The organism is Bradyrhizobium sp. SZCCHNPS1003, assembly GCF_032381555.1.
Lineage (GTDB): Bacteria > Pseudomonadota > Alphaproteobacteria > Rhizobiales > Xanthobacteraceae > Bradyrhizobium.
The window spans coordinates 20,493-40,729 of record NZ_JAUHIU010000033.1; the positions used below are offsets into that span (position 1 = coordinate 20,493).

At 65.6% G+C, this 20,237-nt stretch carries 20 protein-coding genes; 8 read left to right on the forward strand and 12 right to left on the reverse strand.

Features of this window, described 5'->3' with window-relative positions; all coding sequences use genetic code 11:
• Nucleotides 1–6: 6 nt before the first annotated feature.
• The 4 genes from QX126_RS32515 to epsC all read left to right on the forward strand — a co-directional run bounded on the left by QX126_RS32515 (nucleotide 7) and on the right by epsC (nucleotide 3,917).
• The gene (locus QX126_RS32515) at nucleotides 7–1,023 is read left to right on the forward strand and encodes an NrtA/SsuA/CpmA family ABC transporter substrate-binding protein (RefSeq protein WP_315786529.1); all 1,017 of its coding nucleotides are present in this window, start codon (nucleotides 7–9) and stop codon (nucleotides 1,021–1,023) included.
• A gap of 41 nt (nucleotides 1,024–1,064) precedes the next feature.
• Complete coding sequence (locus QX126_RS32520; protein WP_315786533.1) at nucleotides 1,065–2,294, forward strand: acyl-CoA dehydrogenase family protein; 1,230 nt, start codon at nucleotides 1,065–1,067, stop codon at nucleotides 2,292–2,294.
• Nucleotides 2,295–2,356: 62 nt separating this feature from the next.
• Complete coding sequence (locus tag QX126_RS32525; protein WP_315739255.1) at nucleotides 2,357–2,929, forward strand: flavin reductase family protein; 573 nt, start codon at nucleotides 2,357–2,359, stop codon at nucleotides 2,927–2,929.
• 28 nt (nucleotides 2,930–2,957) lie between these two features.
• Nucleotides 2,958–3,917 carry a serine O-acetyltransferase EpsC gene (gene epsC, locus QX126_RS32530; protein WP_315786535.1) on the forward strand — a complete coding sequence of 320 codons (960 nt, stop codon included), beginning with the start codon at nucleotides 2,958–2,960 and terminating at the stop codon, nucleotides 3,915–3,917.
• A 488-nt stretch (nucleotides 3,918–4,405) separates the two neighbouring features.
• Here epsC and QX126_RS32535 read toward each other — a convergent pair whose 3' ends face one another.
• Nucleotides 4,406–4,570, reverse strand: coding sequence for a hypothetical protein (locus tag QX126_RS32535; RefSeq protein ID WP_315786538.1), 165 nt, complete (start codon nucleotides 4,568–4,570; stop codon nucleotides 4,406–4,408).
• A gap of 68 nt (nucleotides 4,571–4,638) precedes the next feature.
• On the opposite strand from QX126_RS32535, the gene QX126_RS32540 reads away from it, so the two are divergent.
• Nucleotides 4,639–5,982 (forward strand): LLM class flavin-dependent oxidoreductase, encoded by a 1,344-nt coding sequence (locus QX126_RS32540; protein WP_315786542.1) that lies wholly within the window; start codon nucleotides 4,639–4,641, stop codon nucleotides 5,980–5,982.
• Between the two features lie 76 nt (nucleotides 5,983–6,058).
• Nucleotides 6,059–6,886, forward strand: a complete 828-nt coding sequence (locus QX126_RS32545; RefSeq protein ID WP_315786545.1) for a MetQ/NlpA family ABC transporter substrate-binding protein — start codon at nucleotides 6,059–6,061, stop codon at nucleotides 6,884–6,886.
• 58 nt (nucleotides 6,887–6,944) lie between these two features.
• Here QX126_RS32545 and QX126_RS32550 read toward each other — a convergent pair whose 3' ends face one another.
• The 4 genes from QX126_RS32550 to QX126_RS32565 form a co-directional block, all read right to left on the reverse strand.
• Entirely contained in the window at nucleotides 6,945–7,799 is an 855-nt protein-coding gene (locus tag QX126_RS32550; RefSeq protein WP_315786548.1) for an NADPH-dependent oxidoreductase, read from the reverse strand.
• 135 nt (nucleotides 7,800–7,934) lie between these two features.
• Nucleotides 7,935–9,164: an LLM class flavin-dependent oxidoreductase gene (locus QX126_RS32555; RefSeq protein WP_315786552.1), complete on the reverse strand. Its 1,230-nt coding sequence runs from the start codon at nucleotides 9,162–9,164 to the stop codon at nucleotides 7,935–7,937.
• Nucleotides 9,161–9,535 (reverse strand): ferredoxin family protein, encoded by a 375-nt coding sequence (locus QX126_RS32560; RefSeq protein WP_315786555.1) that lies wholly within the window; start codon nucleotides 9,533–9,535, stop codon nucleotides 9,161–9,163. Before QX126_RS32560 ends, QX126_RS32555 begins: the two co-directional genes overlap by 4 nt.
• Nucleotides 9,532–11,127, reverse strand: coding sequence for an FAD-binding protein (locus tag QX126_RS32565; RefSeq protein ID WP_315786558.1), 1,596 nt, complete (start codon nucleotides 11,125–11,127; stop codon nucleotides 9,532–9,534). Before QX126_RS32565 ends, QX126_RS32560 begins: the two co-directional genes overlap by 4 nt.
• A gap of 448 nt (nucleotides 11,128–11,575) precedes the next feature.
• On the opposite strand from QX126_RS32565, the gene QX126_RS32570 reads away from it, so the two are divergent.
• Nucleotides 11,576–13,000, forward strand: coding sequence for an FAD/NAD(P)-binding protein (locus tag QX126_RS32570; protein ID WP_315786560.1), 1,425 nt, complete (start codon nucleotides 11,576–11,578; stop codon nucleotides 12,998–13,000).
• Here QX126_RS32570 and QX126_RS32575 read toward each other — a convergent pair.
• The 5 genes from QX126_RS32575 to QX126_RS32595 all read right to left on the reverse strand — a co-directional run bounded on the left by QX126_RS32575 (nucleotide 12,982) and on the right by QX126_RS32595 (nucleotide 17,768).
• Nucleotides 12,982–13,758 carry a MetQ/NlpA family ABC transporter substrate-binding protein gene (locus QX126_RS32575; RefSeq protein WP_315786562.1) on the reverse strand — a complete coding sequence of 259 codons (777 nt, stop codon included), beginning with the start codon at nucleotides 13,756–13,758 and terminating at the stop codon, nucleotides 12,982–12,984. The two genes, QX126_RS32570 and QX126_RS32575, sit on opposite strands and share 19 nt — an antisense overlap.
• Before the next feature lie 257 nt (nucleotides 13,759–14,015).
• Nucleotides 14,016–14,798, reverse strand: coding sequence for a class II aldolase/adducin family protein (locus tag QX126_RS32580; RefSeq protein ID WP_315786565.1), 783 nt, complete (start codon nucleotides 14,796–14,798; stop codon nucleotides 14,016–14,018).
• A gap of 184 nt (nucleotides 14,799–14,982) precedes the next feature.
• Complete coding sequence (locus QX126_RS32585; RefSeq protein WP_315786568.1) at nucleotides 14,983–15,648, reverse strand: methionine ABC transporter permease; 666 nt, start codon at nucleotides 15,646–15,648, stop codon at nucleotides 14,983–14,985.
• Nucleotides 15,638–16,759 carry a methionine ABC transporter ATP-binding protein gene (locus QX126_RS32590; protein ID WP_315786571.1) on the reverse strand — a complete coding sequence of 374 codons (1,122 nt, stop codon included), beginning with the start codon at nucleotides 16,757–16,759 and terminating at the stop codon, nucleotides 15,638–15,640. Before QX126_RS32590 ends, QX126_RS32585 begins: the two co-directional genes overlap by 11 nt.
• 163 nt (nucleotides 16,760–16,922) lie before the next feature.
• On the reverse strand, nucleotides 16,923–17,768 hold the full coding sequence (locus QX126_RS32595; RefSeq protein ID WP_315786573.1) for a CmcJ/NvfI family oxidoreductase: 846 nt from the start codon (nucleotides 17,766–17,768) through the stop codon (nucleotides 16,923–16,925).
• 388 nt (nucleotides 17,769–18,156) lie between these two features.
• On the opposite strand from QX126_RS32595, the gene QX126_RS32600 reads away from it, so the two are divergent.
• Nucleotides 18,157–18,438 (forward strand): hypothetical protein, encoded by a 282-nt coding sequence (locus QX126_RS32600; protein ID WP_315786576.1) that lies wholly within the window; start codon nucleotides 18,157–18,159, stop codon nucleotides 18,436–18,438.
• Between the two features lie 53 nt (nucleotides 18,439–18,491).
• On the opposite strand, the gene QX126_RS32605 is transcribed toward QX126_RS32600, so the two are convergent.
• Both QX126_RS32605 and QX126_RS32610 read right to left on the reverse strand, forming a co-directional pair.
• The gene (locus QX126_RS32605; protein WP_315786579.1) at nucleotides 18,492–19,430 is read right to left on the reverse strand and encodes a TauD/TfdA family dioxygenase; all 939 of its coding nucleotides are present in this window, start codon (nucleotides 19,428–19,430) and stop codon (nucleotides 18,492–18,494) included.
• 34 nt (nucleotides 19,431–19,464) lie between these two features.
• Entirely contained in the window at nucleotides 19,465–19,668 is a 204-nt protein-coding gene (locus tag QX126_RS32610; protein ID WP_315739236.1) for a hypothetical protein, read from the reverse strand.
• Between the last annotated feature and the right edge of the window lie 569 nt (nucleotides 19,669–20,237).

Here is a 20,237-nt window from a genome sequence, read left to right on the forward strand (position 1 = left end):
ATCGACATGTCTTCGGATGACTTCTCCCGCCGCCAGTTCCTCGGCACCGCCGCCTTCGGCATCGGCGCGCTCGCCGGCTTCACCCTGACGGATGACGCATGGTCCGCGCCCGGCCGCGTCACGGACACGGTGCGTCTCACCTGGGGTCTCTCGGGCCTCAACCTGATCGCCAAGGAGCGCGGCGAGTTCGAGAAGCTGCTCGCCAAGGACGGCATCAAGGTCGAATGGCTCGGCCCGTTCCCGAACCACGCCCCGACCTTGCAGGCCGTCACCGGCGGCACCGCGGATTTCAGCTTCGGCGGCTCGACCACGCCGGCGCTGGCCGCGATCATTGCCGGCTCGCCACTGGTGTTTACGCAATTCGTCGTCTACGAGCCCCGCACGACAGCGATCATCGCCCGCGATGATTCCGGCATCAACAAGGTCGAGGATCTCGTCGGCAAGTCGGTCGCCGTCAACCGCTCCGGCCTCGGCGAATTCCTACTGGTCGCCGCGCTGGAGAAGCACAAGGTCGACCGCTCCAAGGTCAAGTTCGTCTACCTCAATCCGCCGGACGCGGCGCCGGCGCTGGCTTCGGGCAAGGTCGACGCCTGGTCGATGTGGAGCCCGGGCGTCGATATCGCCCGGCTCGACTACAAGGCGCACGACATCTTCCTGGAAGGCCGCGATCTCGAGTTCCAGATCGACTACACGTCCTATCTGACCACCCGCAAGTTCGCGACCGAGAATCCGGCCCTGGTACGCGCCGTCAACGAGGCGTTTCGCGCCGAGGGCAAATGGATCTCGGAGAACAGCAAGGACGCCGAATACATCGCGCAGAAGGCCGGCAAATACAGCGATCAGATCCGCGACCAGTTCATCGCGCTGAACCGCAAATACCGCTATTTCTCCGTCAACGACAAGCAGTTCGTCACTGACCTGCAGAAGGCCGCCGATTGGCTGGTCGAGCGCAAGGTGCTGCCGGAGCCGGTCAAGGTCGCCGACCACCTCGCCCAGATCGACGAGCCGGCGCCGCAACGCTGAGCAGCTCGCTTCCTCTTGTCTCGCTATCGTCCGGGTCCGTCATGAACAAGCCGCTGCCCACCAAATCCTTCACCACCGAGCCGCCCCTTCCGCTCGCTCCTGGCGCGCTCGAGACCCTGCTGGCCGCAATCGCCGAAGGCGAGTCGGACCGCGAGCGCGAGCGCATCCTGCCGCACCAGCAGATTGCGCTGATCAAGCAGGCGCGGCTAGGGGCGCTGCGGCTGCCTGTCGCCGCAGGCGGCGCCGGCAGCTCAATCCGTGATCTGTTCCAGATCGTGATCCGGCTCGCCGAGGCCGATGCCAATGTGGCACACATCCTGCGCAATCATTTCAGCGTCGTCGAGCGGCTGGTCCGCAATCCCCGCGACGACCAGGCGCGCGAATGGCAGAAGTCGGTGGCCGGCGGCGCGATCATCGGACTTGCCACCACCGAGCTCGACAGCCCTCAGGTCGGCAACATCACGCCGAACACGACCTTCACGCCCGACCGCGACGACTATCTGCTGAACGGCACCAAATACTACAGCACCGGCACCTTGTATTCCGATCTCGTGCTGGTGCGCGCGGCCGATCCGAACGGCCGTCCCGGCGCCACGATCATCCCGGTCAACCGCGACGGCATCGAGCTGATCGACGACTGGGACGGCATGGGGCAACGGCTGACGGCGACCGGCACCACCCATTTCCGCAACGTCAGGGTCAAGCGGCAGGAGATCGTGTTCGACGCTCCGGACATCGGCTACGGCGTGCCCTATTCGAACACGTTCGCGCAGCTGTTCCTGACCGCCGCCATCGCCGGCATCAGCCGCGCCGCCCTGCGCGACGCAATCGCGCTGGTCCGCTCGCGCAAGCGCACGTTCTATTATGCGCCGCATGAAAAGCCGACCGAGGACCCGCTGCTGCAGGAGACCATCGGCAAGATCGCGAGCGCGGCGCATGCCGCGGAGACGGTCGTCCTTGTCGCGGCCGAAGCGCTCGACGCGGCCACGGAGGCGTTCGATGCCGGACGCGCCGATGCCGAGGAGCTGGCCCACCGGGCTGCACTGCTGTCGGCGCAGGCCAAGATCATCGCGGATGATGCGGCCATCAAAAATGGCGGACACATCTTCGACGTCGGCGGCGCCTCGTCGACCAAGAAGGCCACCAATTTCGACCGGCACTGGCGCAACGCCCGCACCCTGTCGTCGCACAACCCGGTCACCTACAAGGAGCGGGCGATCGGGCAGTATCTGATCAACGGCACGCCGCTTCCGGCCAAGGGCTTCTTCTGACCGACGGCGCTGCCGCGACGAGGGACACGGCCAATACGGCGCGTGCCCGAGGGAGGCGACGGATGAGCAAGCGTGACCTTCATCTCGTATCTGAGACCGCGTTCGATCCCCAGCACTTCCACTCGGCCCTGCGCCGTGTCGCGGCCGGCGTCAGCGTCGTGACCGCGGGCCGCGGCGAGGAGATCACCGGGGTGACGATCGCCTCGCTGATCTCGCTGTCATCAGAGCCGCCGCGGCTCATGATCAGTCTCGGCAGCCGGTCGTCAGCGTTCCCGCTGATCGCTCGCGACGGCTGGTTCGGCATCAACATCCTCAGCTCGGACCAGCTCGCGCTCGCTGATCGCTTCAGCACGCCGCATCTGTCGGGACAGCAGAAGTTCGAGGGCATCGACTGGTCGCGCGGCCCGGCCGGCGTCCCGCTGCTGCAGCACGCCCAGGCCGCGATCGCGTGCGAGGTCGACGAGATCATCGAGCGCTACGCGCATGCGATCATCGTCGGTCGCCCCGACAGCGTCGAGCTTGCGCCCAAATTGTCGAGCCTGCTGTATTGGAACGACCAGTATGTCGAGGTCGACCGCAATGCGGATCTCGACCTGCTCGCCGAGGTCAGCGTGCCCTTGACCCATGTCCGGTGATGACGCGCATGCGCACGGAGGAAACGGCATGAGCTCTCGCCCCACCACGGGATCGGGCCCGGACAACGCCACCTCTGCAGGCGAACGCTGGGGTCTCGACCGGCTCGTTGCAGAGCTGCGCGTGTCGCGGGAGGAGACGCACAGCATCCGCAAGGACGGCGCCATCCACCGGCCGCCATCGCGCGACAAGCTGGCGCAGATTGTCTCCGCGCTCACCGAAGCGATGTTCCCGCGCCACTATGGCCAATACGATCTCGACGGCGAGAACATCGACTATTTCGTCGGCCACCGGCTCAGCATCGGGCTCGATCTGCTGTCGGATCAGATCCACCGCTCCGCTTTGTTCGTCGGCGATGAGCTGATCCCGGGCTTCCGCCAGCCCGAGGCTGTGGAGCTGACCCGCCGCTTCGCGGCCGGTCTGCCAACCCTGCGCGGTGTCCTGATCAGCGATCTGCGCGCCGCCTTCGTCGGTGACCCCGCCGCCAAGAGCTTCCCGGAGATCCTGATCGGCTATCCCGGGATGACGGCGATCATCCATCACCGGCTCGCCCATCTGCTCTATGGCCTCGACGCTCGCCTCGTGTCGCGGCTGATCGCCGAGATCGCCCATAACAGCACCGGCATCGACATTCATCCGGGCGCCCAGATCGGCTCCGGTTTCTTCATCGATCACGGCACCGGAGTGGTGATCGGCGAGACCGCCGTGATCGGCGACCACGTCCGGATCTACCAGGCCGTCACGCTCGGCGCGCGCCATTTTCCGACCGAGGAGGACGGCACGCTCATCAAGGGTGACGCCCGCCATCCGATCGTCGAGGACGACGTCGTCATCTATGCCGGCGCTACGATCCTGGGCCGCATCACGATCGGACGGGGCTCGACGATCGGCGGCAACGTCTGGCTGACCCACGACGTGCCCGCGAACAGCGTGGTGACCCAAGCTTCTCTGCGCAACAAAGTCGGTGGACCTGCGCCGCAGAGGTCCTGATCGACTCATTGGCGGTGGCGACGACGGCCGCGACGACCGGGCGAGTCCGTCGATCGGCCATCCGCTTCGCATGCGGTGCCACCACATCTGACGCTCCACGTATTGCCCGGTCTCCTTCCACGACGTCATGGCCGGGCCTGTCCCGGCCATCCACGTCGTCCGGCGCCCTCGGAACGGCGTGGATGCCCGGGACGAGCCCGGGCATGACGGAGTCACTCATTGGCAGGCGTTCGTGCTGAGAGTGCCTCATTTGGTCGAATGCAATCGTCCTGCTGAGCAGGGCACGACCGATCGAAATGCAGCTCCTCGGTTCCTGATGAGGACGACGTATTCATGCTCGTGCCGTGGTCAACAATGCAAATCCATTTCATCGACAGCATCGGGACGGAGCCGCTAGATTTTGATCTCACACAGACGGCGCCAGTCATTCTGATGCCTACGGCGTTTCAACGGAACCTGCGATGTTCGACCCTCTCGCCGTGATCAGCCTACAGCAGGATCCCCCCGGGCGCGCCCAAACCGATGAGCCGCTCGGTGGCATTCAGGACCATGCCGGCAAACTGCGCCCGGAAGGTCACGAGCGAGGTCTCGACCTCTGCATCAGCATCAACCGGCTTGCCAGCTACGTAGCCCGGCGCCTGCGACGAGCTCACGGCGCGAGCCACGCATTCGTCCGCTCTCCGCTCCACCAGACGTCAGCAAGCCACAACACGAGCGCCCCATGAGCCAGCGTCGCCAACTGAACCTCAACCTCTTCATCTATCCCGGCGGCCATCACGAGGCGGCCTGGCGCTACAAGGGCTCGGCGACCAGCCGCGCGCTCGACATCACCTACTATCAGCAGCTGGCAAGGACGGCGGAGCACTCCAAGTTCGATGCGATCTTCTTCGCTGACGGTCCGGCGCTCGCCGACAACGTCCGCTACGCGCAACGCTTCCGCTTCGAGCCGATCACCTGGCTGTCGGCGATCGCCGCCGCGACCAGCCGCATCGGCCTGATCGGCACGGCTTCGACCACGTATCACGAGCCGTATAATCTGGCGCGCCTGTACGCCTCGCTCGATCATCTCAGCGGCGGCCGCGCCGGCTGGAACATCGTCACCACAAGCGCGCCACAGGCGGCGCAGAACTTCGGCCTGCCGGAGCATCCGCCGCATCATGAACGCTACGAGCGCGCCAAGGAATTCCTCGATGTCGTGACCGCGCTGTGGGACAGCTGGGAGGACGACGCGGTCGTCAACGATCCCGCCTCCGGCATCTTCGCCGACACCGACAAGGTCCATGCGCTGAACCATGTCGGCAAGTATTTTCGCGTGCGCGGTCCGCTCAACGTGCCGCGCTCGCCGCAGGGGCGGCCGGTCTACGTCCAGGCCGGCTCGTCCGAGGATGGCCGCGCCTTCGCCGCGCGCTTCGCGGAAGCCATCTTCACCGCGCACCAGACGCTTGGGAGCGCGCAGGAGTTCTATGCCGACATCAAGCGCCAGGCGCGCGCGCTCGATCGCAATCCCGATCACGTCAAGATCCTGCCCGGCATCAGCCCGTTCGTCGGCTCGACGCAGGCCGAAGCCGACCGCCTGCAGGAGGAATTCAACGACCTGATCCAGCCGGACTATTCGCTGGTGCAGCTGCGCCAGATGCTCGGTCTCGACCTCCAGGGCTTCGATCTCGACGGCCCGTTCCCGCGTCATCTGATCGAGACCGACGGCGCGCGCGGCGTCGCCAGCCGCTTCAAGCTCGTGGTCGACATCGTCGACCGCGAGAAGCCGACGATCCGGCAGCTGATCCAGCGCCTCGCCGGCGCACGCGGCCATTGGGTGATCGCCGGCACGCCGGAAAAGATCGCCGACAACATCCAGACCTGGTTCGAGAACGGCGCCGCCGACGGCTTCAACGTGATGCCGCCCTGGCTGCCCGGCGGCTTCGACCTGTTCGCCGAGCACGTCGTTCCGATCCTGCGCAAGCGCGGGCTGTTCCGCGAGGACTACACCGGCAAGACCCTGCGCGAGCATTACGGGCTCGACCGTCCGGACAGCGCCTTCAGTCACCAGGTCCAGGCGATTGCCTGAGATCCGTTCCCAAGCGGCGCGGACGCCTTGCAAGGCATCCGCGCCGCTCTTCGTTTGTCGAAGCTTTGGAAGTCCCATGCCTGCATTGACACGATCGCAAGTCCTCCGCCTGCTCGCCGCCTCGACGCTCTCCCTGTTCACCGTCACCAGCGCGTCGGCGCAGTCGGCCGAGAAGAAGGAGCTCAAGGTCGGCTTCGTGCCCGGCCCCTATATCGACGAGTTCAAGATCGGCGTTGCGCCCGAGCTTGCGAAGAAAGGCTATCAGATCCGCTATGTCGAGTTCTCGACCGGCCTCGAGGCCAACAATTCCGTGTTCAAGAGCGAGATCGACGCCAATGTCATGCAGCACACGGTGTTCCTGAACTCCTACAATGAGCGGCAGAAGACCGATCTCACCGGCATCGTGCACGTGCCGACGCCGCCGATGGGGATCTATTCCAAGAAGCACCCGCTCGGCACCAAGATTGCCAGCGGCGCCAAGGTCGCGGTGCCCAACGATCCAGTCAACCTGCAGCGGGCGCTGTGGATCTTGCGCGATCTCGGCCTGATCGAGATCCGCGATTCCAAGCCGGTCGACGTCACCGAGCTCGACGTCATCAAGAATCCCGGCGGCATCAAGATCATCCCGCTCGAGGCTGCGCAGGCGCCGCGGGCGCTCGACGACGTCGACTTCGCCGCCATCCAGGGCAATTTCGCGATCTTCAGCGGCCTGAAGCTGACCAACGCCTTCGCGCTGGAAGAGATGACGACGCCCTACATCAACGTGGTCGCGGTCAAGCGCGACAACGCCGAGACCGCCTGGGCGAAGGACATCGTCGCGGGCTACACATCGCCGGGCTTCAAGGCCGCGATCCTCGCCGACCGCTTCTATGACGGGTTCACTCTGCCCGATTACATGAAATGATCAACGGCGGCGGCCCGCGCTCGTCAGGGGCCGCCGCTGATCTCGGTCGACGCCAGCTCTACTTCAATCCGAAGCCGAGCGCGCGCAGCGCCTCGGTCAGCTTGTCGCGGCCGTTGAGCGCCTTCGCCGAGCCCAGTCGGTTCAGCACGGCTTCTCGCCAGCCGACTGCAGCGATGCCCTGGCTGGTCTGGAAGTCGCGCAGCGTCTCGTCATAGGCGGCGATGCCGTGGATCTCGTCCGTCGGCGCATAGCGCTCGCGATGCAGGATCACGCTCTGGCGCAGCCGCGGCTTGACGTCCTCGTCGGCGGCCCGATCGGCATAGCCGACGCACAGGCCGAACACGGCGAGCACGTTCGGCGGCAGGCCGAGTTCCTCGGCCACTGCCTGCGGGCGGTTGCGGATCGCGCCGATATAGACCGAGCCGAGCCCGAGCGCCTCCAGCGCCACCACGGCGTTCTGGGCTGCGAGCGCGGCATCGATGATCGCGACGAACAGCGTCTCCAGGAAATGAATGCCGTCATCGGGGCGCCCTTCCCGCCGCGCCAGCCGCTCGGCCCGCGACAGGTCGGCGAGCCAGACCAGGAACAGCGGCGCCTCGCGGATATGCTTCTGGTTGCCGGCGAACTCCGACAGCCGCTGCTTGCGCGCGGGATCCTCGACCGCGACGACGCTCCAGGTCTGCAGGTTAGAGGACGACGCGGCCGACTGCGCGGCGGCTACCAACGTCTCCACGGTGTGCGGCGGCACCGGATCAGGCCGATAGCTGCGGATCGAGCGATGCGCCAGCAACTGGCCGAGGATGTCCTCGGCGCCGGCGGCGACCGCAGGGATATGCGCGCCATAACGCTTGCGCAGCGCCGCCGTGACATCGTCTTCCGCCGCGCGCGATGTCCTCGTTTCAACAATCGTCATTCCAGTCCCTCACGTCATGCCGTGCGCTTTTCGCGCCGGCAGCCATCTCGTCCAGCTCGCACTTCGATCCGCAGCAAAGCCGACCTCGCGGACGACGGCAATCCCCATATCGCCCGCGTCGGTCGGCGCTCACGGCTACTCGGCGGCCTCTGCAGCAGCAGGATGAGTCACTGTCTCAATCACGGGTTTACGCAATCCCGCCTGCTCCATCAGCGGCAGCACGCGGCGGCCGAAGAAGTCGAGGTCGGGCTTGAAATCGTAGAACGACAGCTGCAGGCCATCGACGCCGGCCTTCTTGAGCTGGACGAACTGCTCGACCACCTGCTCGGGGGTGCCGATCACCTCGATGTTGCCGCCGATCGCCCGGCGCTTGGGCGCATCGACGCCGACACGGCCGCGCCAGGCATGGGCGTCGCTGTCGAGCCGGTGGAAGTCGCCGACCGGATCGGCATGGGCGACGATGGCATCGTGATAGGTCCAGGTCTCGCGCTCGGTCTCGCGGCAGATCACCATCGGATTGAGCAGCGTCCGCACCTCACGGCCGGTCTCGCGCGCCGCCTGCTTGACCCTCGCCGTATGCGCCGGCAACGCGGGAATGGCGCTCTCGAAGCTCGAGCCTGTCGGGCTGGTGATGAAGACGATGTCGGAATAGCGCGCGGCGAAGGCGATGCCGGCGTCCGAGCCGGTGGCGTTGACCAGCACTGGCCGGCCGTAGCGCGGCTTCGGCGTCACGAAGGCGCCGTTGAGCTTCCAGGACGACTGGCCGGAGAATGAGTAGTTCTCAGTGTCGCCCCACAGCCGCTGCAGCACTTCAAGAAACTCGGCGGCAAGCTCGTAGCGGCGGTCGTGATCGATCCGGCTCCAGCCGAACGCCTCGTGTTCGGCGGCGCGATGGCCGGTCACGACATTGATGCCCCAGCGCCCGTTGGAGATGTGATCGAGCGTGGCGCCATATTTGGCGAGATGCAGCGGATGCAAGGGACCGTAGAGCACGTGGATGGTCGAGACCAGGATGATGCGCCGGGTCAGGCTGGTCAGCGCCGCCGTGGTCATGAACGAGTCGAGCGCCTCGCCGGTGAACACGCCGCCATAGCCGCCCTTGGGCAGCCATTGCGACAGCGCGAACACCAGATCGAAGCCGAGATTCTCCGCAGCCAGCACCAGATCGCGGTTGTAGTCGAAATGCCAGGACGTCGTCCGCGGCAAGGTGGAGGCGCTCCAGCCGCCGGCCTGGATCGGCAGGAACAGGCCGAGCAGCAGCGGCTGCTGCAGCGCTTGCGACAACGGGCTGTCTGGCCGGTCGGCCGGTCCCGGAAAGCCGTCGAGGCCGACAAGGGCTCCTGGCCGGTGGGTGATGATGGTCATGCCGTCCTCTTGTCGTCTGCGACGGCTGCACGCACGGCTTCGCCGGCGCGGCGAAACACCGTTTCCATCAGCCATTGCTCGTTAGGAAACTGCCGGGCCCATTCGTCCCAGCCGGAATTCTTGCGATATTGACCGAGGCGTCCCGAGGCCACCGCCTCGTCCAGCGTGATCGTGACGCGGCGGTCGCAATCGGGCGCGACGTAGATCGCATCCGCGCGGCAATAGAGTTCGCACATGAAGCAGGTCTGACAATCCTCGACCCGCGCCAGAAGCGGCGGCCCCGACGACGCGCGGTCGAGCACGTTGGTCGGGCACACCTCGACGCAGGCGCCACAGTCCGTACAGCGATCGGCAACGATGAGCTCGATCATGACGCGGCTTCCAGGGCGATTGGAGCTGCCGGCACACGGCGCGTGTCGGTTGCGATGTCGACGCGATCGAGGCCGCGGCTCACCAGGCGCACTGCGAGGTCCGGATCGACGCCGGGATGATCGAGCCTGCGATGCATCCCCCTGCTTTCGGTCCGCTGTCGCGCGGTCGCGACCGACCAGCGCGCCGTTGCGACCAGCGCCGCCGTCTCGCGCGACCGCAGCGGATCGCCGCCCGCATGGTCGGCGATCTCGCGCCAGAGCCCGTCGAGCGACCGGAGCGACGCAGCCAGCGTCGATTCCTTGCGGAACAGGTTCTTGTCGAATGGATGCATCTCGGCGCGGACGCCGGCCCTGATCGCGTCGAGATCGCCCGCTCTGCTCCGCACCCCCGGCCGCAGGCCGGCCTGTCCGAGCGGAACCAATGGCGAGGCTTTCGCCCCGATGTTGCGCGCCAGCCGCGCGGCCGCCTGCCCTGCGCGCACGCCCGACGACAGCGCCCAGGCCGAATTGATGTTGCCGCCGCCGGATATCGCACCGGCAACCTTCTCGCGCGAGGCGTTGTCGCCGGCGACGTACAGCCCCGGCACGGCAGTACGCCCGTCGAGATCGTCGACCCTGACGCCGCCGAGACCACGGATCGTGCCGTCATTGTGCAGCGTGACCTCGAAGCGATCGCGCCAGGGATCGATGCCCCAGCGATCGAACACCAGCGGCACGTTCGGCGAGATCGTGCGCAGCCGGGCCTTGATGTCGTCGGGCAGAAGATGGAGCGAGCAGAACACCGGTCCAGCAAGCATAGCCTTGGCCAACCCGATCGTCTGCTGCGGCCCGAACGGCAGATCGAGTTCGTGCCCGTCGGCGTCGTAATAAGTCGCGAACGCATAGGCCATGCTGCGCGTCATCGTCGAATGCGCCGGCGCGATCGTGTAGGCCGCGGTGAATTCCATCCCAGAGAGATCGGCGCCGGCTTCCGCCGCCAGCAGATAGCCATCGCCGGTATTGGTGCGCGACCCCAAGAGATGCGACAGGAAGCTGGTGCCGCCGGCAGCGAGCACAGTCGCACCTGCGGCGATCTGGTAAGGCCGCGCCCCATCCTGACGGCGAAGGCCTCGTGCACCGCCGATCGTGCCGTCACTGCGCGCCAGCAGTTCCAGCACTGGCGAATGGTCAAGGATCGTGACGCCATGATCACGCGCAAAGGCACGCAGCGCCCGCATGTATTCGGGACCGCGAACCGCGCGATAGTTGGTCTGCCCGTCATCGTCGATGCCGAACGCGTAGTGGCTCGCGAGCGTTGGCAATGTCCGCCAAGTCTCCGCGATGATCCCATGCATCCATGCGGCTTCGCCGAGACCGAGACCCGCGATGACACGCTGGCTGACGGCCTGCTCGCGCGCCTGCGGCGGCACCCACCAGTGACCGGGGCCGGCCGCGGCCGTGACGCCGCTGGTGCCGCAATAGCCCTTGTCGACGAGGATCACCCGCGCACCGGCGCGCGCGGCCGAGACCGCAGCCCAGGCACCGGCCATGCCGCCGCCGATGACGAGCACGTCGGCGGTGAGCGATAGTGGATCCGGCCCTGAAGCAGTCACGGCGACACCGGATGTGTCATCCGCAAAGCGCGCGCTCCCGTTCGTTCTGCCGGCGTGGCCTGCGCAACCATGTTCCGAACTCCGCTGCCGTGCGTAAACGACGCACGCGCGCGATCATGGTCAACCAGTGCGGCGCTGCTGGCAATTTCAGAGTTGCGCGATTTTCAAACGCTCTGTTCTCGCCGCGATCCATGACCGGAGAAGATTTCGGTCGAGTGTTCCAGGCCTCCATCGCCGCCCGGCGCGCCAGCCGGCTGCAAATAATAATTCTATCGCAGCGTCGCTCATGACGACACACTTGCGACAGCAATCTGTATGTTCTTGGAACACCATCGGTCGGAACGCGCCAACAAGTAGAATATTCGTCTTTCCGAATCCGGCCGATGTTTTACGTGCTAGACTACAAATGTAGCACATCGTCCGCGCGCGAGAGAAAAGGCATCTTTGCATGGGCCGTTTTCCAGAACGACACGTGATCATCGTCGGCGGCGGCGCATCCGGCGTCCTTCTGGCCTATCAGCTGCTGCAACGCCCGAAGTCCGATATCCGGGTCACCTTGATCGAGAAGCGTTCGGAGGTCGGTCGCGGGCTAGCCTATCACACCGGCAATGCTGATCACCTGCTCAACGTGCGCGCTGCCAACATGAGTGCGCTGCCCGATGATCCCGACCATTTCTGGCGCTGGCTGTCGGCGCACGAGCATGGCCTGCGGCTTTGTCCCGATCCGTTCTGCTTCGTGCCTCGCCGCCTTTATGGCGACTACATCGCCAGCCTGATCGCGCCGTTCCTGGAGACCGAGGACGGCGCCCGGCGTCTCAGCATTATCCGTGGCGAATGCACCGCGGTGAGCGAGGGCGCCCACACCGTCACCGTGAGCCTCGCCGACGGAACGCGACAAGTCGGCGACGTCGCGGTGTTCGCCACCGGCCATGACGCCGCCATCCCGCGCTCGGCCTGGCATGCCGATCCCTGGATCTCGCCGTCCGTTCCCGGCTTCAGCCAGGATTCGCCGGTGCTCATCCTCGGCGCTGGCCTGACCATGGCGGACTACGTGCTGTCGCTGCTGCGTGAGGGCCATCGCGGCCCGATCCTCGCGATCTCACGCCGCGGCCTGATGGCCAAGGGACATCGGCGTATTACTCCCTGCAAGATCAGCGAGGATGAGGTTCCGTTCGGTGCGCGCGGCAGCGTTCTGCTGCGCTGGTTCCGGCAGCGGATCGCCGCCCACATCGCCGAGGGCGGCGACTGGCGCGGCGTCATCGACGCCGTCAGGCCGTTCAGCCATCGGCTGTGGCAGGACTTGCCGCTGGCGTCCAAGCGCAGCTTTCTGGAGCATGCGCGGGCGTGGTGGGATGTGCATCGGCACCGTATGGCGCCGGAGGTCGAACAGCGCATCGCACAGGCGATCGCGGACGGCCAACTTCGCGTCGCCGCCGCCAAGCTCGTCAAGATCGATGGTGGGACGCAAGGCGCCCGGGCGCATTATCGCCGGCGCGGCCGCAGCGAGATCGAGACGCTCGAGGTCGGTGCCGTGATCGACTGCACGGGGATCGTCAGGGACCCCCGCGCCACCGCCAATCCTGCGGTCCGCAGCCTGTTCGATCAGGGGCTGGCGCGTTGCGATCCGCTGCGGATCGGCATCGAGGTCACGGCGGATTGCGCCATCGTCGGTGCCGATGGCACGCCGTCACAGCGCCTGTTCGCGATCGGCCCGCTGACTCGCGCCGCCTTCTGGGAGATCATCGCGATCCCGGACATCCGAAGCCAGTGCGCCGATCTGGCGGACCGGCTATTGCAGGCCCGCCCGATCGTCGGGTCGCCGCGCGATGCGCCGGCGTTGGCGGCGGTTGCCGATCACCAGGTCGCGATGTAGGTGCCCTTGAAGCGCGTCTCCAGGAACGCCTTGACCGGCTCGGAGTGGTAGGCCTCGATCAGCTGCTTGACCCAGGGCTTGTCCTTGTCCTCCTCGCGCACCGCGAGGATGTTGACCCAGGGCCCCTCGGCATTCTCGCGCGCGATCGCATCTTTGGCGGGATTGAGCCCGGCCTGGACGGCGTAGTTGTTGTTGATCGAGACGAGATCGACATCGGCCAGCGCGCGCGGCAGTTGCGCCGCGTCGAGCTCGACGAATTTCAGCTTCTTCGGATTGTCGGTGATGTCGACCACTGTCGAGGCGACATTGCTCGGATCCTTCAGCTTGATGACGCCGTGCAGCGCAAGGATCATCAGCCCGCGCGCGCCGTTCGACGGATCATTGGCGATCGCGACCTTGGCGCCTTCCGGAAGCTCGGCCAGCGCCTTGTATTTCTGCGAATACACGCCCTGCGGCGAGGCGATGGTGGTCGCGACCTTGACGATCTTCCATCCGGTCTTGGAGATCTGGTTCTTCAGATAGGGCTCGTGCTGGAACGAGTTCGCCTCGAGATCCTTCAACGCCAGCGCCTGGTTTGGAATCACGTAGTCGGTGAACTCGACGACCTTGATGTCGAGCCCGCGCTCGGCGGCCACCTTCTTGACGACGTCGATGATTTCGGCATGCGGCCCGGCGGTCACGCCGACGCGGATGGCTTCCGCTTGTGCGGGAAGGATCAACGACACAAGGGCGGCAATGGCAACAAGGGGAAGGCGCATTCAAGTCTCCAACGAAACAACCAAGTTTCGTTGCTCACTAGCGCCGCAATAGCCGGGCCGCAATCGCAGGTGCGAACAAAGCAATGGACGCGCTCTCGCGGCTGATCATTGCGTGCAAATGTTCTTTCTTCTTAGCCATTCTGATCGATTCATTCTCTCAACCTGTAGCCCGGATGAGCGAAGCGACATCCGGGCTCACACGAGGCGTGGAGAAGAACCCGCATGTCGCTGGCGCTCATGCGGGCTACTGATGTCCTTCAGTTGAACAGATCCGGCTCCTGCGCCGTGATCCAGTCCCACAGCGGCTGGAAGCTGAAATAGCCACCCTTGTGGGTGCCGACCTGCCCCGCCGTCAGCTTGGCGATCTCGTGCGGGATCGGCTTGGTGGGACCGGCGGCCTCGGCCAACAATTGCGTGCGCGCGGCATTGTCCATCGCGATGTACCACCACGCTACAGCCTCGATGGTCGGGCCGACAGTCAGCAACCCGTGATTTTGCAGGATCGCGGCCTTCTTCGTCCCCAACGCCTGGGCGATTTTTCTGCCCTCATCGGCATCGAGCACGACGCCGGTGAACGGGTCGAATAGCACGTGATCCCCGTAGAAGGCGCAGGAATCCTGCGTCAGGGGATCGAGCAGTCGGCCGAGCGCGGACCACGCCTTGCCATAGGTCGAATGCGTATGCGCGGCGGCGATCACATGCGGATGCGCCGCATGGATCGCGGAGTGAATGACGAAGCCGGCCTGGTTGATCGGCCTGTCGCCGATCAGGATGTTGCCATCGTGATCGACGAGTTGCAGGTCGGACACCTTGATCTGGCTGAAATGCGCCGACAGCGGATTGATCCAGAACCGGTCGGGGAATTCCGGATCGCGCACGGTGACGTGGCCCGCCAGGCCCTGATCGAAACCGTAGCGGGCAAACAGGCGGAAGGTCGCCGCGAGGCGCTGCTTGCGATGCAGCCGCTCCTCCGCGAACGTGGCGGTGGGCTGGCGCTCGACGAGCGCAAACTTCCTGGGTTTCTCGACGAGCGTATTCATGGCCGTTCACCTCTTGCCTCGAGCGCGCGCGTCCATCGCGCGGTCAGCTCGTTGGGCTGATGGTAGAACGAACCGCGCGAGACGATCTTTTCAAAGATCGAGGCTCACCGGAAATGCCGGCGAGCCCTCGTTTCCCACGTCAACCGAGAACATCTCCGGCGCGCCGTCGCAGCGCAATCTCTGCTCAGCGCTGCCGCAGCCGCCGATTGAGCCGGCGCGCGAGATGATCACCGACGGTCTGCACCGTCTGCACCAGCGCGATCAGGACGACCACTACCGCCAGCATCATCTCCGGCATGAAGCGCTGGTAGCCGTAGCGGATGCCGAGATCGCCGAGGCCGCCGCCGCCGACGGCGCCGACCATCGCGGAGTAGCCGAGCAGGCTGACCACGGCGAGCGTCAACGCCAGCACGAGGCCCGGCAAGGCTTCCGGGATCAGCACCTTGAACACGATCTGCAGCGGAGTCGCGCCGAACGAGGACGCGGTCTCGATCAGGCCGCCATCGACCTCGCGGATCGCCGCCTCGACCAGCCGCGCGATGAACGGCGTCGCCGCCACCGTCAGCGGCACGATCGCAGCCCCCGAGCCGATCGACGTGCCGGCGACGAGGCGCGTGAACGGGATGATGGCGACGACCAGGATGATGAAGGGCGTCGAGCGCGTGGCGTTGACGACGACGCCAAGGATCGCGTTGGCCGCGGGCGCTGCGAACAACTCCCCCGCGCGGCTCGTCGCCAGGAAGACGCCGAGCGGCAACCCGAGCGAGGTCGCGACCAACGCCGCGGTCGAGACCATGAACAGGCTCTCGCCGGTGGCCTGGATGATCAGGGTGATGAGCTCAGGAGACATAGCCGAGACGCTCCGCTGCGAAGTGATGCAGTGAGAGATAGGCCAGCGTCTGCCGCGCCGCCGCCTCGCCGCCGGGAATGCCCAGGATCAGCGAGCCGACATGCTGGCCGCCGATCTCGTCGATCCGCGCCGACAGCAGCGCGACATCGATCGACAGCTCGCGTGCCAGCCGCGCCACCAGCGTGTCGCCGGCATCCGAGCCGCGCACCTGGACGCGGAGCACCGTCTGTCCGATCGGCACAGGCTCCTGCACGAGGCGGCTCGCCAGCGACACCGGCACGGCGTCGCCGAGCACCTCGGCCAGGAAGGTCTGCGTTGTCGGATGCTTCGGATGGGTGAAGATGTCGGCGACATGGCCGCGCTCGACGACGCGGCCGCCATCAATCACGACGACTTCCTTGGCGAGCTGGCGGACCACGGACATCTCGTGGGTGATCAGGATGATGGTGACGCCGAGTTCGCGATTGATGTTGGCGAGCAGGTCAAGAATCGCGCGCGTGGTCTGCGGATCGAGCGCCGACGTCGCCTCATCCGACAGCAGCACGTTCGGCCGCGTCGCCAGCGCGCGCGCAATGCCGATGCGCTGCTTCTGACCGCCGGACAACTCCGCCGGGTAGCGATCATGCTTGTCGGCGATGTCGACCAGCTCCAGCAGCTCGGCGACCCGCGTCCTGATGTCGGCCTTCGACCAGCCGGCGATCTCGAGCGGGAGTGCGATGTTGTCGGAGGCCGTGCGCGACGACAGCAGGTTGAAGTGCTGGAAGATCATGCCGATCGAACGCTGCGCCAGCCGGAGCGCCTGGCCGCGCAGAGCCGAGATGTGGCGTCCATCGACGACCACCCGTCCCGCCGTCGGCTTCTCCAGCCCATTGATCAGCCTGACGAGGCTCGACTTGCCGGCGCCGGACCGTCCGATCACGCCGGTGATGGAGCCCCGCGCGATCGCGAAGTCAATATCCTTGAGCGCCTCGACATCCGGCTTGTCGCGATAGGCGGGATAGATCTTCGACAGTCCCTCGAAGCGAACCATCGGCTCGGCGACGAGAGACGAAGGGACGAGACCGGCCGGCACGACCGGCTCGGCGATCCCCAGGGTTGGGTGGGCATTCATGGACTGACCTTGGACTGACCTTGGCTTCAGATGCTGCAGCGCACTCGAATTGCGCTCACCATCGCCTGCGATCAGTCCAGAGGCAATTTCAGAAAATGCCCCCAAGTTGGACGAAGCTTCTCACGGCGTCACCGTCCGTGAAACGTCATCCTCCTGCTCACGTTCAATCGAAGTGGAACACCAGCATCCGCAATTCGATGCTCTCGCGCGGTGGCGCATCGGCCGGCGTCGTCGGGTCGACGAACGCGGTATGCGGTCCGAACCGCGTGCGCCCGTCGGTCGCCGAATCGTAGCACTTCAGCAGCAGCGCCTCGTCGGGTGTCATGTCCGGGAAATAGAACCAGCGATGAACGGGATTGTACGTGACGGAGTAGATCTCGCCGTTGCGGTTGGGATAGATCAGGTCGGACGCGACCAGATCATCCGGCGCGACCGTGGTCCCGTCGCACATCGCCAGCGGCGTGTCGCGCAACGGCCCGATGATTGGCCGCCACAGGTTGATCACCTGAACCCGCCCGCGCAGCAGGTCCTCCGCCTCGGCGCCGAGATGCTCACGCACCCGGTTGGCACCCGACGTCGCGGTCTGGTCCACATGCACGCGCGTCGCCGGCTGGCGCGGCCCGCCGTCACGGACGACGGGAGCACCGGCCACACGCTTGCGCAGGGTGTGGTCGAAGATCACGACGCGATCGGCGCGCAAGGTCGCACGAATGAAGGCCTCCGCCGCCGGATAATAGATGCTACGGACTTCCTTCTCGTTGGTGAAGTCACGCACGAATGTGGGGTGTCGCACCAGCGCAAAGCCCTCACGGTCGAGCGAGAATGATTGCGCGATCGGGCGGCCGTTGAACACCGGCACCTGACGGGGCTCCGGCAGCGCGGTCGATTTCGGCTCGCCCGGCGGCGGGTCGAACGCATAGGTGCGCGGCTTGCCCGCGGTGGGCGCCAGATAGTTCAGCTCGGCGAGAACGAAGGGCAACGCTTTGATCTTTCTCTCGACCAGGCTCATGGATGTCTCCGGGCAGTTTCATGCGATTGCATGTAGCTTGATCGGCGCCGGCGGTCAGAACAAGCCGGCGCCCGAAATAGCAACGCTCCTGCTTTCGCTGCGGCCCGGCGTAGCAAGGAATTGCTCGTCGAACACAGTGCTAGACCGAAGTTTTCTTCTGTGTGTCGCGTCCTGCGCCAGGACATGGCTGGCATGACATCACCGCAGCCAGACTCGGCGCCATCGGGTCCCTTGCATTCGGGTCACGCCGCCCGCGCAGAACAATTCTTGCTCGATCAGCCTGAAAATCGCGCGACCCATTTTATTGACGGCATGCGGCGTCCTTCTACACTCAGCATCAGAGCACCAACGCGCCCCGCGCCGAACAGACACGATCCGACGCCACCGCATGTCAGCCGCACCTCCGCAGGTCTTCGCCATCGATCTTGGCCGGCGCCCGGCCTTCGTGTTCGCCGCGAATGATCACGACATGGCGCAGAGCCTGGTGCGGTCACCGCGATTGCTCCACGCGATCGACGCTTTCTGCCGGCTGAGGCGTCCTGCCCAGGCCGAACGGCTTGCGCTCCGCGGAGCAACCGACGACGAGGCCGTCGTCTATCGCGACCGCGCCGACGAGCTTGCCGACGCGGCGATCTCCCGCCTTCTCTTGGTTCATATCAGTCCGGACTGACACCGCAGGGAGCGCAGGCCCGTTCGGGCCCGCGCCTGTGCAGCGCGACCGACCTACTCCGCGGCCTCGCTGAGCCCAAGCCGCGCCCGCGGCACCTCGCCGGTCACCACCGACACACGCTCGCCCCAGCGCTCTTCGGGATAGTAGTCCCACACCGCATGATGCTGGCTCGCCCAATTGTCCCAAACCAGCAGCGAGTTCGGCCGCCACTGCACCCGCGTCTGCAATGCAAGCTGGCCTTCGATGTGACGGAACAGGAGCTGCAGCAGCGCATCGCTCTCGCGCCGGGTTAGCTGCACGATGTGCGAGGTAAAGGACGCATTGACGTACAGGAACTTGCGGCCGGTACGCGGATGAGTCACGACCACCGGATGCTCGGATTGCGGATAGGTCTTGCCGGGATCGGGCTTGGCGCCATAACCCGCGGTCCAGGCCAATGATCCATCATGGATGGCCGTGAGGCCATCCAGCAGCTGCTTGATCGGATCCGACAGGAATTCATAGGCGAGATACATGTTGGCGAAGGCCGTGTCGCCGCCGAGCGGCGGCGTCTTGGTCACACGAAGCAGCGAGACCGCAATCGGGCTGGGATCGCAGGACACGTCCGGATGCCAGCCGTCGCCGGCGGTGAAGCGCGAATTCGCATCGGTCTTCCACGACAGGAATTCCGGATCGAACAGCCCGTCGTGCCGGAAGCGGGTCGCGGCCAGCTCGTGCCGGTGCAGCGACTTGCCGAAGCGGCGCGCAAAGCGCTTGTGGTCGTCTTTCGAGATCTCCTGATCGCGGAACACGATCGCAAGATTCTCATCGAGCGCGCGGTGGATTTCCGCGAACTGCTCGTCCGGCAGATCCTTGGTGAGATCGACGCCGCCGATCTCGGCGCCGACCGTCGGACTGAGCTGCCGCACCTTAATCGTGCGATACGGCTCGCGCCGGGCGCTGTTCCATGCCTGGATGGCCAGCTTGTCGTTGAAGTCCCTGTAGAAGCTCATGACTTATCCTTCTCGAAAGTTGCGATGTGGGAGATCAGATGACCGCGCGGCGCAGGCGTCCTCCGCCGGTCGCGACGAGCGCACGGGCCGCGCGTTCGGCCTCGCGCGCGGAGGCAAAGTGCTGTCCCTCCAGGCTGTCGAATGCGCGTTCGGATGAGAAAAAGCTGAAGCCGCGCTCGTCGGCCGTGACGATGCCGGCGGTGCGGTTGAGAACCTCGATGACATAGGCTTTGGACATGACCGGTCGTTCGCCGCGTGCGTGCGGCGCTCCTGTCTGATCTGCAGATGGTTGAAGGCGTTGAATTCGGCTGCAGCGATCAGCAACAGGCCCCGGTCGCCGCAGAGAAACAGCGGCCGGCAAGGCGCTTGCGCACCAGGCGATCGGCTGCGGTTCGGGTTCTCATCTGGCGTTCCGTGGTTGAGCGATGACGACAGGGAATATCGGCGCGAGGCGCTATGCGGTCAATGAAATGGAACTTCAAAGATTGCAAACCAGCGCATCGTTTATTTCAGAACGACACATCTCGACGCAAATAGTCGCTCGCTTATCCGGAAGCTGGGATTGAGACGGACTTGCAGATGACGCGGCGTGGGACATCGTACGACAAAAGCTTTCTCCACGTTTCAAACAGCAGGCATGGCTCGGGGATCTCGCGGCCGCATGCGCCCGAGCTTTGCATTCGTTCGACCTCTCCTTTGAAGAAGAGGCGCAGGGAAGACCGGGTATCGACTGATACCCGCGGTCCGCGTGCAGCAAAAAAGCACGCGGCAGAACCACAGGTTCAGCCCAATATCCGGCCTTCCCTG